Below are 14,360 nucleotides of genomic sequence, written 5' to 3'. Positions count from 1 at the left end.
GTCAAGGTTGGAGGAGTTGCATCAGCGCGCCGGGCGCGAAGTGCGCGTCGGCGAAATCGGCGAGGCCGTCGAACACGTCGTCGAGCGTGCGCGCGCGCTGGCCGAACAGCGCGCGCAGCACCTCGTCGCATTCGAACACGCCGTGCGCGTAGAGGCCGAGCACGTTGCCGCGCTGCCAGCCGATCGGCTCGCCACCGGCATTGCGCAGCGCGACCGCGAGCGGCGCGGTGGCCTGCGTGCGGCCGTGGCGGATCTCGTAGCCGCGCAGCCTGGCTTGCGACAGTGGGGCCCACGGCCCGGCCAGCATCTCGAAGCGCGCGCTCACGGTGCTGAGCCGCTTGTCGCGCTCGAAGCGCGTGGCCAGCGGCAGCAGCCCGAGGCCGGCCGCGTCGCCGTCGATGCCGAACGGATCGCTCAGCGATTCGCCGAGCATCTGCAGCCCGCCGCACAGCCCGAGCACCGGGCGGCCGGCCGCGGCATGCCGGCACACCGCGTCGGCCAGGCCCTGCGCGCGCAGCCACGCGAGGTCGCTGCTGGTGTGCTTGGAGCCGGGCAGCACGATCCAGTCGGCATCGGCCAGCGCGGCCGGCGTGCGCGCCCAGCGCAGCCGCACGCCGGGCAGGTGGCGCAGCGGCTGGAATTCGTCGAGGTTGCTGATGCGCGGCGGCGCGAGCACGCTGATGCGCAGCCCGTCGGCATCGCCGCTCGGCGTGTCGTCGAACACGCCGTCTTCTTCCGGCAGGCCGTGGCCGCGCCACATCGGCAACACAGCGAGCGTCGGCACGCCGGTCAGCTGCTGCAGCTGCGACGGGCCGGGCTCGAGCAGCCGCGCATCGCCACGGAAGCGGTTCAGCACGAAGCCGCGCAGCAGCCGCTGCTCGTCGGGCGCGAGCAGCTGGTGGGTGCCGTACAGGTGGGCGAACGCGCCGCCGCGGTCGATGTCGGTGACCAGCAGGCAGGCGGCGTCGGCCGCCTGCGCGGTGCGCATGTTCACGTAGTCGCTGTGGCGCAGGTTGATCTCGGCCGGCGAGCCGGCGCCTTCGATGACGATCACGTCGTGCCCGGCCCGCAGTGATTGCAGCGCGTCGCGGGCGTGCGGCCACAGCAGCGCGCTGCGGTCGTGCCACGGGATGCCGGCCAGGTCGGCGCGCACCTCGCCCATCAGCACCACCTGGCTCGCGGTGTCGCGCTCGGGCTTCAGCAGCACCGGGTTCATGCGCACGTCGGGCGCGGCACGCGCGGCCAGCGCCTGGAAGTACTGCGCGCTGCCGATCTCGCCGAGGCGGCCTTCGAGCCCCGGCACGACGCGCGCGTTGTTGCTCATGTTCTGCGCCTTGAACGGCGCGACCTTCAGGCCCTGGCGCGCATACCAGCGGCACAGCGCGGTCGCGAGCCAGCTCTTGCCGGCCCCGCTGGTGGTGCCGAGGACCATCACCGCGCGGGCGCTCACCGGCTGGCCTCCGTCCATGCGCGGGCGAGTGCGTCCTGCGCGTCGGGCGGCTGCACGCTGACGCGCACCGCGCCGGGCAGGCCGAACGACGTGGCATCGCGCAGCTTGATGCCGTGCGCGCGCAGCGCCGGCAAGCGGTCGGCGATCGCGGGTGCGCGGGCGATGTAGAACGGCGTGTCGCTCGGTTCGCACTGCCAGCCGAGCGAGGCGCACAGCGCGAGCTGGCGGGTCTTCCAGCGGCGCAGCGTCGCGAGCGAGGCCTGCAGCCAGGCCTGCACCGCGGGCGAGGCCCAGGCCTGCAGCATCAGCACCGCATGCGCGCCGAGCGGCCACGACGGGGCGAGGGCGTCGAGCTGCGCGGCGATGTCGTCGTCATCGTGCGGGGCGATCGCGTAGGCGCCGCGGATGCCGGTCAGGCCGAGCGCCTTGTTCGGCGACCAGAGCTGCCAGGCGGCGTCGGGCGGCGCGGTATGGTCCCCTTGCAGGTTCAGCGGGGCGTACGCGCGGTCGACGACGTGGACCGCGCCGAGCGTCGGGTCAAGCGGCATCGAGCGGCCGAACGGGCTGCTCGGCGAGGCGTGCCAGACGAGCCGCGCCTCGCCGGCCACGACTTCGCGCAAGCCGCGCGCCAGGGCCGCGGCTTCGTAGTCGCCGTAGCTTGGCCGCGGCAGGTGCACGCCGGCGTTCGGCCAGCGCAGCGCGACGGCGGTGCTGATGCGCGCGATGAACTCGCTGGCGCTGGCGGCGAGCACGATGCGTCGCTCGTCCACGCCGTGGAACGCGGCCAGCCCGCGGCGCAATGCGGTGTACGACGGATCGGGGTAGCGGGTCGGGTCGGCGTCGCGCCAGTCGACCGGGGCGGGGCCGCAGGCGTTCGCGTTGGTCGAGAAGTCGTGGCGGGGCACGCCGTGGGCATCGGGGCCACCGTGGATCATGCGCATGAAAGCCCTTCGACACGGGCCGTCGACAAGCTCGGTCCCTGCTCAGGGTGAACGGGCGTGGGGTGACGGCTCCCGAAGGAAGAAACAACGACCGCTGCCGCCACGGCGGTCCATGCGGCAATGCCCGCCACCCGCAAGGCCGCGGCCACGTCCGCCGATTGCGGCGCCCGCGCCTGCGCGTTCAGCGCGTACACGCCCGGCTTGCCGAGGCGCACGCCCAGCCGCAGCGCGATCGCGCCCATCGGCCAGCCGCCGTTCGGTGACGGCGTCAGCCGCGACTGCGCCTGCAGCGCGCGCCACGCCGCGATGCGGACCGTCGGGCGCAGCAGCAGCGCCGTCAACCGTGCCGGCAGCCACGACAGCACATCGTCGGCCCGCGCTGCCCACTTGCCGGCCCATTCCCATTCGCCGCGGTAGCCCCACATCGCATCCGCGGTGTTCGCGAACCGGTAGACCACCGCACCGGACAGGCCGGCGACCGCGTACCAGAACAGCGGCGCGACCAGCGAATCGCCCAGGTTCTCGGCCAGCGTCTCGATCGCGGTCTCGCGGATCTGGTCCGCGCCGAGCCCCGAGGTGTCGCGGCTGACGACGCGCGACAAGCGCTGCCGCGCCGCCGGCAGGCCCTCGCCCAGCGCCGCCTCGATCGCGATGACCTCGTCGCGCAGCATGCGCCATGCGAAGGTCGGTTTCAGCAGCAACGCGAGCGCCGGCACGGCGGCCCACCATGGCCACGCTGCCAGCGCACGCTGCAGCCACCACGCGGCAGACGCCAGCCCGCCGGCGATGACGAGCCACGCCAGCGCACCGCCGATGAACGCGCGGCGCGGCGCGCACCGCCGCAGCCACCGCCCGACCGGCGCCATCAGCCGCCCCAGCCACGCCACCGGGTGCAGCGCATCGCGTGGCTCGCCGAAGCAGGCGTCCACGATCCACGCGAGCAGCAGCGCGGCGCCGAACATCAGTCCTCGATGCCGCGCTGCGCCGGCACGCCGGCCTGGTAGTGGTGCTTGACCAGCGTCATCTCGGTGACGGTGTCGGCCAGCGCGACCAGCTCGGCGGGCGCGCCGCGCCCGGTCAGCAGGACGTGCACCTGGGCCGGCCGCTCGCGCAGGCAGGCCAGCACCGCGTCGAGCGCCACCCAGCCGTAGCGCAGCGGGTACATCACCTCGTCGAGCACGACCAGGAAATGCTCGCCGGCGCGGATCGTCGCTTCGGCCCGCGCCCAGCCGTCCTTCGCGAGCTGCGCCGAATGCTCGAGGTCGCGGCTCTTCCAGCTGAAGCCGTCGCCCAGCCCCTCGATCGGCACCCCGAGCTGCTCGAACACCCGGTGCTCGCCGAAGCGGGCCGACGGCACCTTCATGAACTGGTAGACCTTCACCGCCTTGCCGCGGCCGTGGGCGCGCAGCGCGAGGCCGAAGGCCGCGGTGCTCTTGCCCTTGCCGTCGCCGGTGTGGACGATGACGAGGCCGCGGCGCTCGCCGTCGGGCTTGTCGCTGCGGCGTTCCGTCGGCGGCGTTTCGATCTGCATGTCAGTCGTCCAGGTTCGGAAGGGTCAGGAAGCGCTCGCCGACGCGCTGCACCCGCACCGCGTGGTCGAACACCGATTCGAGCGCGGCATGCACGCGCGGGTCGTCGTGTGCGCCTTCGGCGGCAATGCGGCCGTGCTGCATCACGACCAGCCGGTCCGCCTGCAACGCGAGCGACAAGTCGTGCAGCACGCTGACCACCGTCTGCGTGCGCGCGAGGCGCTGAAACAGCCGCACCAGCGCCACCTGGTGCGGCGGGTCGAGGTGGGTGGTCGGCTCGTCCAGCAGCAGCACCGCCGCCTGCACCGCCAGCGCGCGGGCGATCAGCGCGCGCTGCCGCTCGCCGCCCGACAGCCGCTGCAGCGGCCGGTGCTGCCACGCGCTGCATTCGGTCGACGCCATCGCGTCGTCGACGATCGCTTCGTCGTCCGGCCCCGGCGGCGTGAACAGGCCCAGGTGCGGCAAACGACCCAGGTGCACCACGTCGCGCACCGTCAGCTCGCCGCGCGCCTCGCCCTGCTGCGCGAGCCATGCGAGGCGCTGCGCCCGCTCGCGCGCCGGCCAGTCGGCAAGCGCCCTGCCCTGCAGCGTCACGCTGCCGGCCGCCGGCCGCAGCAGGCCGGCCAGCACGCGCAGCAGCGTCGACTTGCCGACGCCGTTCGGCCCGACGATCACCGTCCAGCCGGGCTGCAACGCGAGCGACACGTCGTTCAACACCGGCGTGCCGCCCAGCGACACCCGCACGCCGTCACACGAGAGCGCGCTCATTCAATCCCCCGCCGGTGCAGCAGCCACAGCAGGTAGCCGCCGCCGAGCAGCGCGGTCAGCACGCCGACCGGCAGCTCCTGCGGAGCGATCAGCAGCCGCGCCAGCACGTCGGCTGCCAGCAGCAGCGTGCCGCCCATCAGCGCGCTGACGACCAGCAGGTAGCCCTGGGCCGACGGCGCGAAGCGGCGCACCAGGTGCGGTGCGACGAGCCCGACGAACGCGATCAACCCCGACTGCGCGACCGCGAGCCCGGTGGCCAGCGCCAGCACGACCACCAGCACCAGTCGCAGCCGCGGCAGGTCGAGACCCAGGCTCAGCGCGCTGTCGATGCCGAGCGTCAGCGCATCCAGCGCGCGCGCCAGCCGCCACGCCAGCGGCACGCAGACCAATGCGCCGGCCGACAGCAGCAACACGCTGTCCCAGCCGAGGAACGAGGTGCTGCCGAGCATGAACCACTGCTTGCCGCGCAACGCATCCGGCGCGACGGTGGTGACGAGGTCGCTGGCCGCGCCGAGCACGACGCCGACGACCACGCCGGCCAGCAGCAGCCGCGTCGTGTGCTGCGCGCCACGCGACAGCAGCAGCGTCAGCAGCACGCCGCCGAGCGCGCCGAGGAAGGCGCCGAGCACCAACCCGGCACGCGACAGCAGGTCGGCGGCCGACAGGCTGATGTAGTGCCCGGCCAGCGCCTGCGCGGCCAGGCCGAGCACCACCGCGAGCGTCGCGCCCGACGCCGCTCCCAGCAGGTAGGGATCGGCCAGCGGATTGCGGAACAGCCCTTGCGCGACCGCGCCGGCCAGCCCCAGCAGCGCACCGACCAGCCACGCACCCAAGGTGCGCGGCGCGCGGATCTGGCCGACGATCAACGGGGCGTCCGGCCCCCACAGCGACGGCAGCGACCAGCCCTCGCTCCCGGACGCGAGGCCGGCGACGACCAGCAGCAGCGTCGACAGCAGCATCGCGGCGACCAGGCGTCGTCGCAGTCGAAGTGCAACGCCGTTCACGTCAGCGCGGCTCCGCGAGGCCGGCCACGCAGCCGGCCAGTTGCAAGGCCGCCTCGCCCATGCGCGGCCCCGGCCGGATCAGCACCTCGTACGACGCCGGATCGAAGCCGCAGACGCGGCCGCGTTGCACCGCGCGCAATGCGCTCCAGCCTGGCCGCGCCGGCATCTCGCTGACGTTGCGCTGCGCGCCGATCAGGATGTCGGGCTGCGCCTTCAGCACGTACTCCGGGTTCAGCTTCGGGAACGGTCCGAGCTCGGGCGTGACGATGTTGCCGAGGCCGAGCCGCGTCAGCGTCTCGCCGATGAACGAACTGCTGCCGGCGGCATACGGCGATGCATCGACCTCGAAGTAGACCCGCTGCCCGCGCACCCGGGCCGGCACGCGCGCCGCGGCCTCGGCCATCTCGCGCTGGATGCGCGCCCACACCGGCGCGGCGCGCTCCGGCGTGCCGAGCAGCTGCGCGATCGTGCCCAGGCTGCGCTGCACGTCGGCATGCGTCTTCGATTCGACGACCACGACGCGCACGCCGAGCTGTTCGAGCCGCTCGATGATGCGCGCCGCGGTGGCGGCCAGCACCACGTCGGGCTTCAGCGCGACGATGCGCTCGACCTGTGCATCGTCGATGCCGCCCAGCTTCGGCAGCGCCAGCACCTCGGCCGGCGAATTGGAATAGCGGTCGGTGCCGACCAGCCGCGCGCAGCCGCCGAGCGCGCAGACGCTCTCGGTCAGCGACGGCAGCAGGCTGATCACCCGCTGCGGCGGCGCGGCCAGCGTCAGCGAACGGCCGCGGTCGTCGGTCAGCGTGATCGCAGCGACCGGTGCAGCCACCGCCGACAGGCCGGCCAACGCCAGCAGCAGCGCGGCAACTCCCCGTGCCAGCCATGCAGTCTTCGTCATCGTGCGTCCGGCTTCACCGTCATTTCCAGGCCTGCCACCATCAGCGTCACGCGCACGCAGCGCGTCGCCACCGCCTGGTGCAGGCGCCCCAGTTCGTCGACGAAGTGTCGCGCCTCGCGCGTCACCGGCGACAGGCCCAGCCCGATCTCGTTCGACACCAGCACCACCGGGCCGGGCGCGGCATCGAGCGCGCGCAGCAACGCCTGCGACGCGGCCTGCCAGCTCTCGGGCGCCGGGGCGACGCCGTGCATCGGCATCAGCCAGTTGGTGGTCCACAGCGTCAGGCAGTCGATCACCAGCAGGCGCTGCCGCCGGCTGTGCTCGGCGACGGCCAGCGCGAGATCGACCGGCACCTCGTGCGCCGGCATCCGCGGCACGCGCTCGGCGCGGTCGCGCCGGTGCTGCGCGATGCGCTCGCGCATCTCGCCATCGCCGGGCAACGCGGTGGCGAGCAGCGCCGCCTCGTGTCCCGGCACCGCGAGCCACGCGATCGCGCGCGACTCGGCGCAGCGCGACTTGCCGCTGCGCTGGCCGCCGAGGATCAGTTCATGGCTCGCCATCGAACGCGATCAGAACTGGATGCGGACCGAGCCGGTGAAGGCGCGGCCGTCTTCCGGGTAGATCGAACTGGTCGCACCGTTCACGCAGCGGAAGGCCTGCGTGTAGTACTTCCTGTCGGTCGCGTTGGTCACGCCGAGCGCGAACTCCAGCATCTGCCACTGGTAGGCATAGCGCAGGTCGAGCGTGGTGTGGGCCGGCATCGTGCAGGCGTTCGCGAAGTCCGGCGTCTGCGAGGACACGTAGTTCACGCCGGCGTCGACCCGGTGCCCGGCCGCGAACGACCAGTCGCCGCGCAGCGCGAGCGTGGTCTTCGCGGTCAGCGGCACGTCCTTGCCGTCGTTGCGGCCCGCCGTGAAGCGGGCCCGGCGCTGCGCCGCGATGACGCGCACATTGGCCGTGCTGCCCAGCGCCTGGGACAGCTCGGCCTCGACGCCCTGGCGACGCGTCGGCTCGAAGTTGATGTTGGAGCCGGTGAAGGTGCTGCCCGGCTGCGGCTCGTTCGGGTCGTAGCCGATCTCGTCGGTGAGCCTGCTGCGGTAGGCACGCACTTCGGCGCGCGTGCCGCCGGCCTGCCAGCGCAGGCCGAGTTCGATGTCGCGCGAAGTCTGCGGGCGCAGTTCGCGCACCGCGAAGCTGAACTCGTCGGCATTGGCGAGCCGGAAGCTGCGGCCGATGCGACCGTAGGCCGCGGTCGAGGCCGACAGCGGCTGCAGCAGGCCCAGCTCCCACGCGCGCTGCGTGTCGTCGATCGCGAGCGGGCTGAAGCCGTCGTCCAGCGTCTTCTCGATGTGCTCGCTGCGGCCGCCGACGCTGACGCGCGTGCCGCCCGCGAAGGTGTAGTCGTCCTTCGCGTACAGCGCGCGCGAGCGCTGCTCGGCGCGGCTGCCGAACGCGCCGTGCACGTCGCGCGCCCAGTCGGCATGGTCGATGCCGAACACCAGCGCGTTGCTGCCGCCGGCCAGCGCCGCCGTGTGGCGCGCCCGCAGCGCGTAGGTGTTCGCGTTGATGTCGTAGCTGTAGCTGGAGCTGCCGGTGGAGTCGAGCGACTTGTCGCGCCAGCCGGCGTCGAAGCCGAGCCGCCAGTTGCCCAGCGCCGCTTCCGCAAACAATCCCTGGCGGCGGTTGCGCAGGCTGCCGTGGTCGTTCGGCTTGGTGGTCTGGCGCGGGTCGGCGTCGTACTGGGCCGCCGTCAGCGAGCCCGGCAGGCCGGTCTCCAGCGAGTCCCAGCTCGTCGATGCACCGACGCGCAGCGCGTCGGTCGCCTGCCACTGCGCGCTGGCCGACGCACCTTCGTTCTCGGCGCGGAAGTTGTCGCGGTGGTTGTCGCTCTCGCGGTGGTTGCCGGCGACGTCGAGCGACACCGTACCGAGGGCCAGCGTCGCGCCGGCGCGGGTGTCGAGCAGCGCGTGGCTGCCCATCGCGGCATAGGCCTGGCCGCCGCTGCGGCGCTGCACGCCCTTGCCGGCCTTGGTCGTGATGACGATCGCGCCGGCGGTCGCGCCTTCGCCGTACAGCACCGCGGCGCTGCCGCGGATCACCTCGATGGTCTCGACCGAATCGATCGGGATGCCGGCCAGCCGCGTGCCGCCCAGGTCGGCCTCGCTGATCTTGATGCCGTCGACGATCACCGCCTGGTTGTTGTCGGAGGTGGTGCCGAAGTTGCGCAGGTCGAGCGAGTAGTCGCCGCCGCCGTAGAGGTCGAGCCGGCCCGGCACGCCGAGCAGCTTCATCACCGCCTCGTTGACCGTCGTGACGCCGGATTCGCGGATCTCGGCCGCGGTGATCACGCTGACGCCGAACGGCAGCTTCGCGGCATCTTCCGGAAAGCGCGTGGCGGTGACGATCACCGGCGCGAAGACGCGCGCACCGTCGGCCGCGACGGCGACCGTCTGCGTCTGCGTCTGCGACTGGGCATGCGCAGCGGGGGCGACCCACGCCGACGCAAAGAGGGCGGCGCAGGCGCCGGCGAGCAGGCTCGGCGCGACAGGCGCGCGCAGCTGCGGGGTACGAGAATTCATCAGAGGAACTGCCATCGATCAAGCCGTGCGCGCCAGCTTCCCCGCTGGTGCGCACCCATGGCGCCGCGCTTGCACGCGGCGCCGCCCTGTTGGCCGGTATCCGGGCTGGCGGAACGACCCCCGCGACCTTCCCGGAGCGGCGACGCTCCAGTGGCAAATGCGCAGGGATTGAAGCCGATCGGCTTCGTCCGCTTACCGTTGCGGGGGCAGCGCAGGTGGGCCGTGCGACCGGGGCGGTCGAGCAACCTCTGCTTCCCGTTTAACTGTGCCGGCGTGAACACCGGCACGGGCACCAACGGGCGCGATTGTAAGCAGGCCTCGGCGCCCCCTCTACAATCGCCCCACACATCCACCATTGGTGCGCCATGGCCAAGATCCACGAACTTGCAGAACGCGTCGAGCGGCTGCTGCTGCGGCACGATGAACTGAAGCGCACCAACGCCTTGCTGGAACAACAACTCGCGACCGTCACGCATGAGCGCGACAACCTGCGCTCGCGGCTGAACGCGGCGCGCGGCCGCATCGATGCGCTGCTCGAGCGCCTGCCGGCCGATCCGGCCGCGGTCGGTGCCGACACCGGAGCCCGCGCCAAATGAAGCAGATCGAAGTGACGATCATGGGGCAGAGCTACATCCTCGGCTGCCCGGAAGGCGGCGAATCGTCGCTGCTCGAAGCAGTCGGCAACGTCGACCGCGAGATGAGCGCGATCCGCGACGGCGGCCGCGTCAAGGCGCGCGAGCGCATCGCGGTGCTGGCGGCGCTGAACCTGGCCTATGCACTGGCCGAACGGCCCGCCGCGCCGAAGTCGCCGCCTGCTTCGGTCGCGGTGTCGCCGTCGGCGTCATCCGCACCGTCTTCAAGCGCCGACGACATCGACATAGACGCTTTGATCCACCGTGTCGACCAAGCCCTTGGCGCCGACGGGCAATTGCTTTGAACCGACACACTCGCAGCGAATGACGCGCGTAGAATTCTTCGGGTCCGTTGCGTTCGCGTGAGTTTTATATTTCCTTGAACCGATGCTCTTATGAGCAAGGGCTTGGAACATCGCCCGGTTGGTGTGATCGTCTCGCGTCAGATGAACCCGAAGCCCGGCTGACCTCGCCCACCTGAACTGCCTGGGTTCAGGAATGCGGCTCACGGTGCGTGACGGACACCTTATTTTTCTTCCTGCTGCAGCACCATGACCGAACAGTTCTGGCTCATGAAGAGCGAGCCCGACGAGTGTTCGATCGACGACCTGGCTACCGCGCCGCAGCAGCGCGTGCCGTGGGTCGGGGTGCGCAACTACCAGGCCCGCAACTTCATGCGCGACCAGATGCGCATCGGCGACGGCGTGCTGTTCTACCACTCGTCCTGTCCCGAGCCGGGCATCGCCGGGTTGGCGCGCGTGGCTGGAGAGCCCTCCCTCGACGCGACGCAGTTCGATCCGTCCAGCCCGTACGTCGACGCGAAGGCAACGGCCGACAAGCCGCGCTGGTGGCATGTCGACGTCGCGCTCGAGCGCAAGACGCGGCTGCTGTCGCTGCGCGAGATGCGCGAATCGCCGGCGCTCGCATCGATGCTGGTGCTGAAGCCGGGCAACCGGCTGTCGATCACGCCGGTCACGCCCGACGAATGGCGGGCCGTGCTGAAGCAATTGGCGCAGGCCGCCGGATGACGCGGGCCGAGCGCCGGGCCGCTCCCAAGCCGGCCCGCATCCCCCCGGGGGATCGCTCGATGTACTCATCGAGCGAGGGGCTGTCATGAGCTTCGGCCTGGGCTGGCAACTCATCCTCGAACTGCTGCTCCTGGGTTCATTCACCGGCTTCCTGGCCGGGCTGCTCGGCGTCGGCGGCGGCGCGATGCTGGTGCCGTTCATGACGCTGCTGCTGACGTTGAAGGGCTTCCCCGAGGCCTACATCGTGAAGATGGCGGTCGCGACCTCGCTGACGACGATCTGCTTCACGTCGATCTCGTCGGTGCGCGCCCACCACCAGCGCGGCGGCGTGCGCTGGGACATCGTCAAGCTGCTGGCGCCGGGCATCGTGCTCGGCTCGCTGCTCGGCGCGCAGATCGCGAAGGCGCTGCCGGCCCACTGGCTGCTGCTGCTGTTCGCGGCGTTCATCGGCTTCTCGGCCACGCAGATGTTCCTCGACAAGAAACCCAAGCCGACGCGCCAGCTGCCGCGGGGCGCCGGCATGTTCGGCGCGGGCGGCGTGATCGGTACGCTGTCGTCGCTGGTCGGTGCCGGCGGGGCCTTCGTGTCGGTGCCGTTCATGACCTGGTGCAACGTGCCGATCCGCACCGCGGTCGCGACCTCGGCGGCGCTGGGCTTTCCGATCGCGCTGGCCGGCACCGTCGGCTACGTCGTCGCCGGCTGGTCGCTGCACGACATGCCGCCGGGCACGCTGGGCTTCATCTACCTGCCGGCGCTGCTGGTGATCGCGGTCGCGAGCGTGACGACGGCACCGCTCGGCGCGCGCACCGCGCACCGGATCGACACCACGAAGCTGAAGCGGGTGTTCGCGATCCTGCTGTACAGCCTGGCGAGCTACATGCTCTACAAAGGCATCAAAGGATTGAGCTGAACCCGGATCGGCATCCGGGCCCCGAAGAACTCACGACATCTCGAAGCGGATGCTCGCGAGCGTCACATGGTTGCCGCCGCGGCGCCGTGCCTCGGCCAATGCCGCGTCGGCGGCGTTCAGCAGCTCTTCCTGCGTGTGCGCGGTGTGCGGGAAGCTCGCGACGCCCATCGACACCGTGAAGCCGAGGTCGCGGCCGTTCAGCATCACGATCTGCGTCGCGCACTGGCGGCGCAGGCCTTCCATGCGCGCATGGGCAGTCGCCAGGCCGACGCCCGACAGCAGCACCGCGAACAGGTCTTCCTCCAACCGGCACGACGCATCCATCGCCCGGGTGTTGCTGCGCAGCAGCCGGCCCAGCGCCTCCAGCACGCGCTGCCGCGCTTCGGGGCCCGCGGCCTTGACGTCGTCCGCGAGCGGATCGAGCGCCACCGACACCAGCGCGAACTCGCGGTGCTCGCGCGACGACAGGTCGACCTCGCGGCGCAGCTGGTCGTCGAAGTGCGCCCGCTGGTACAGCCCGGTCACGGTGTCGCGCAGCCCCTGGTCCTGCATCTCGCGGCGGAAGGCTTCGCTCGCCTGCTGCTGCTGCTCCAGCTGCTGCAGCGCGAGCTGCAGCTGGGTCTCGTGCTGGCGCTGCGTGGTCTGGTCGAGCCACAGGCAGCACAGGTAGCGCGGCGCGCCGCCGTCTTGCGCCGCGAGCGCCTGGCGGGTCACGCTGAATTCGCGCCGGCCGCCCTTGCGTTCGATGCGGTGCTCGCTGACCTGCGGCAGCGTCTGCACCATCGCCGACTGGTCGGCGGTGCGCAGCGTCGCGGCCTGGCCCGGGTCGAGCCAGTCTTCGTCGGTCAGGCCGTCGGCGGTGCGGCCGACCAGCGTGTCCATGCGGCTGTTGGCGTAGACGTAGCGGCCGGAGGCGATTTCCTTGATGGCCAGCGGGGCGTCCAGCCGGTCGGCCAGCGTGAACACCAGGGCCCCGAGCGCCTGGGGCGCGAGCCCGAGCGACGCAGTGAGCGCGCGCGCGTTGTCCACGCGGGCAGGCACGGCCAAGGGCTTGGTTTCAGTCATGCGATGGGTCGGGTGTGCTGCTTTGAAGCGGCCGGGCGTCCTCTTCACCCCCGTTCAGCCGCTTCCCATGTCTCTTCTGGTCATCATAGCGGCACGGAGTTGCACCGCCCCCCCGAGATCGGGGGTTTTCGAGCAGCTTTACCCCCCGCACTGTCCCATCGGGCCCTATCCCATCAGCACCTGCATGCTGCGCTCGTACTGGCTGGTCAGCTGCTCGAACACCGCGAGCAGCGTCTCGCTGGCCTCGCCGAGCGCGCGGCGCCCCGGCAGCGCAGCGACCTGGCCGCCGGCGCGCGTCAGCGCCAGCCAGGCGTCGCGGGCCGCGGCCAGCGATTCGCGGATGTCGTGCGTGCTCAGCGGGATGTCGTCGAGGTAGCGCATCGCGTCGTCGAATGCGCCGCCCGCCTCGTCGCCGATCGCCCGGGCCCGCGCCGCCGCGTCGCCGACGAGCAGTTCGCCCAGCAGCACCTGCTTGGCCCAGCGCTGCGACAGCATGCGCTGGCGCCCGCAGACGTTCAGCACATGCAGCGTCGCGACCAGCCCGGCGGTCTCGAGGTTGCTGGTGAGCTGGTCGGCCTGCTGCAGCACGCGTTCGGCCAGCACGTCGACGTCGGCCACCCGTGCGCGCTCGGGCGGGTCGGCGATCGCCGCCTTCAGCCGCTGCCACGGCACCTCGACCGCGCTCAGCAGGTCGCCGAATGTGGCCTGCGACACCGCCTTGCGCAAGGCCATCACATTCGCATCGACGCGAGCGCAGGATTCGTCCAGCAGCCCGGCGTGCGCGCCGCTGTCGACGCCGAGCGCGCTCAGCGCATACAGCTTGACGACGCGCTGCGACAGCATGCGCAGCTGCCCGGCCCGGTTCACCGCCTCGGCATAGCGCGCCGCCTCGATCACCTGCTGCGACACCTGGCCGACGCGCTGGTTGCTGTGCATCGAGGCCGTGCGCAGCACGCGGAAGGCTTCGTCCTCGGACACCTGGCGCGCCCGCATCAGGATGCCCTTCGCGCGGTCGACCAGCTTGCGCTCCTCGAAGCGGTGCGTCACGTCGTCGAGCGCCGCCTGCCGCTTCTGCTCGTGCTCGAAGCGCGCCTGCGCGAGCTGCAGCACCGGCCGCAGCCGCGCCGGCGCATAGCCGTTGACGACATAGGCGTGAATGCCGCTGGCGAGCGCGCGCTCGATCTTCTGCGCGTCGGGGTCCTGCGTGAACAGCACCACCGGCCGCGGCGCGGTCGCGGCCAGCAGCGCGCAGGCGTCGAACACCGCCGCATCGCCCGGCGCGTCGTGGCAGACCAGCACGTCCGGCCCGAGGCGGACGGCTTCCCGCACCAAGTTGCCGCAGGCCACCGCACCAAGCACGTGAATCCCGCTCGATTGCAGGTCGGCCTGCAACGCAGGCAGCCCCTGGGACGGACCGAGCAGGATCAGCGCAGAAGTCATTGGAAGGTCGATGTGGCGCAGCCGCCGTCAGAGGAAGAACAAGCAGAAATCGTGATGCATCGTGCAAGGACCGAACCATACCAGCGCGGCAGCGCATGCCGTTGGCACGGCGCTTG

The 14,360-nt window shown here is 71.9% G+C and carries 15 protein-coding genes, 1 other RNA gene and 1 riboswitch; of the genes, 5 read left to right on the top strand and 11 right to left on the bottom strand.

Annotation, left to right across the window (positions count from 1 at the left end):
* Nucleotide 1: 1 nt before the first annotated feature.
* Genes FHT26_RS26760 through FHT26_RS26720 form a run of 9 tightly spaced genes read right to left on the bottom strand, consistent with a single transcriptional unit; the run spans nucleotide 2 to nucleotide 9,169 of the window.
* Nucleotides 2-1,450, bottom strand: a complete 1,449-nt coding sequence (locus FHT26_RS26760) for a cobyric acid synthase (RefSeq protein WP_168563133.1) — start codon at nucleotides 1,448-1,450, stop codon at nucleotides 2-4.
* Nucleotides 1,447-2,391 carry an aminotransferase class I/II-fold pyridoxal phosphate-dependent enzyme gene (locus FHT26_RS26755; protein WP_168563132.1) on the bottom strand — a complete coding sequence of 315 codons (945 nt, stop codon included), beginning with the start codon at nucleotides 2,389-2,391 and terminating at the stop codon, nucleotides 1,447-1,449. The genes FHT26_RS26760 and FHT26_RS26755 overlap by 4 nt, the downstream gene beginning before the upstream one ends.
* Complete coding sequence (gene cbiB, locus FHT26_RS26750; protein WP_168563131.1) at nucleotides 2,382-3,353, bottom strand: adenosylcobinamide-phosphate synthase CbiB; 972 nt, start codon at nucleotides 3,351-3,353, stop codon at nucleotides 2,382-2,384. The genes FHT26_RS26755 and cbiB overlap by 10 nt, the downstream gene beginning before the upstream one ends.
* The gene (gene cobO / locus FHT26_RS26745) at nucleotides 3,353-3,922 is read right to left on the bottom strand and encodes a cob(I)yrinic acid a,c-diamide adenosyltransferase (protein WP_168563130.1); all 570 of its coding nucleotides are present in this window, start codon (nucleotides 3,920-3,922) and stop codon (nucleotides 3,353-3,355) included. Before cobO ends, cbiB begins: the two co-directional genes overlap by 1 nt.
* Before the next feature lies 1 nt (nucleotide 3,923).
* Nucleotides 3,924-4,688: an ABC transporter ATP-binding protein gene (locus FHT26_RS26740; protein WP_168563129.1), complete on the bottom strand. Its 765-nt coding sequence runs from the start codon at nucleotides 4,686-4,688 to the stop codon at nucleotides 3,924-3,926.
* Nucleotides 4,685-5,647 (bottom strand): FecCD family ABC transporter permease, encoded by a 963-nt coding sequence (locus FHT26_RS26735; RefSeq protein WP_168563190.1) that lies wholly within the window; start codon nucleotides 5,645-5,647, stop codon nucleotides 4,685-4,687. Before FHT26_RS26735 ends, FHT26_RS26740 begins: the two co-directional genes overlap by 4 nt.
* Nucleotides 5,648-5,693: 46 nt before the next feature.
* Nucleotides 5,694-6,590 carry an ABC transporter substrate-binding protein gene (locus FHT26_RS26730; RefSeq protein ID WP_168563128.1) on the bottom strand — a complete coding sequence of 299 codons (897 nt, stop codon included), beginning with the start codon at nucleotides 6,588-6,590 and terminating at the stop codon, nucleotides 5,694-5,696.
* The gene (locus FHT26_RS26725; RefSeq protein ID WP_168563127.1) at nucleotides 6,587-7,150 is read right to left on the bottom strand and encodes a bifunctional adenosylcobinamide kinase/adenosylcobinamide-phosphate guanylyltransferase; all 564 of its coding nucleotides are present in this window, start codon (nucleotides 7,148-7,150) and stop codon (nucleotides 6,587-6,589) included. The genes FHT26_RS26730 and FHT26_RS26725 overlap by 4 nt, the downstream gene beginning before the upstream one ends.
* A 9-nt stretch (nucleotides 7,151-7,159) precedes the next feature.
* Nucleotides 7,160-9,169: a TonB-dependent receptor gene (locus FHT26_RS26720; protein ID WP_168563126.1), complete on the bottom strand. Its 2,010-nt coding sequence runs from the start codon at nucleotides 9,167-9,169 to the stop codon at nucleotides 7,160-7,162.
* Between the two features lie 74 nt (nucleotides 9,170-9,243).
* Nucleotides 9,244-9,480, bottom strand: a riboswitch (cobalamin riboswitch).
* 54 nt (nucleotides 9,481-9,534) lie between these two features.
* Here FHT26_RS26720 and FHT26_RS26715 point away from each other — a divergent pair.
* The 5 genes from FHT26_RS26715 (at nucleotide 9,535) to FHT26_RS26695 (ending at nucleotide 11,739) form a co-directional block, all read left to right on the top strand.
* Nucleotides 9,535-9,765, top strand: a complete 231-nt coding sequence (locus tag FHT26_RS26715) for a cell division protein ZapB (RefSeq protein ID WP_168563125.1) — start codon at nucleotides 9,535-9,537, stop codon at nucleotides 9,763-9,765.
* Entirely contained in the window at nucleotides 9,762-10,106 is a 345-nt protein-coding gene (locus FHT26_RS26710; protein ID WP_168563124.1) for a cell division protein ZapA, read from the top strand. Before FHT26_RS26715 ends, FHT26_RS26710 begins: the two co-directional genes overlap by 4 nt.
* Before the next feature lie 40 nt (nucleotides 10,107-10,146).
* Nucleotides 10,147-10,327, top strand: a non-coding RNA gene (gene ssrS, locus FHT26_RS26705) — 6S RNA.
* Between the two features lie 25 nt (nucleotides 10,328-10,352).
* Nucleotides 10,353-10,829: an EVE domain-containing protein gene (locus FHT26_RS26700; RefSeq protein ID WP_168563123.1), complete on the top strand. Its 477-nt coding sequence runs from the start codon at nucleotides 10,353-10,355 to the stop codon at nucleotides 10,827-10,829.
* A gap of 85 nt (nucleotides 10,830-10,914) precedes the next feature.
* Complete coding sequence (locus FHT26_RS26695) at nucleotides 10,915-11,739, top strand: sulfite exporter TauE/SafE family protein (RefSeq protein ID WP_168563122.1); 825 nt, start codon at nucleotides 10,915-10,917, stop codon at nucleotides 11,737-11,739.
* Nucleotides 11,740-11,769: 30 nt separating this feature from the next.
* Here FHT26_RS26695 and FHT26_RS26690 read toward each other — a convergent pair whose 3' ends face one another.
* Nucleotides 11,770-12,780: a sensor domain-containing diguanylate cyclase gene (locus FHT26_RS26690; protein ID WP_349238233.1), complete on the bottom strand. Its 1,011-nt coding sequence runs from the start codon at nucleotides 12,778-12,780 to the stop codon at nucleotides 11,770-11,772.
* 189 nt (nucleotides 12,781-12,969) lie between these two features.
* Complete coding sequence (locus FHT26_RS26685; RefSeq protein WP_168563120.1) at nucleotides 12,970-14,244, bottom strand: ANTAR domain-containing protein; 1,275 nt, start codon at nucleotides 14,242-14,244, stop codon at nucleotides 12,970-12,972.
* Nucleotides 14,245-14,360: the final 116 nt, after the last annotated feature.

Origin of the sequence: Rhizobacter sp. SG703 (assembly GCF_012275445.1) — a bacterium.
GTDB lineage: Bacteria > Pseudomonadota > Gammaproteobacteria > Burkholderiales > Burkholderiaceae_C > Rhizobacter.
Note: the sequence above shows the minus strand (reverse complement) of the source record. Positions and strands in the feature narration are given on the sequence as shown.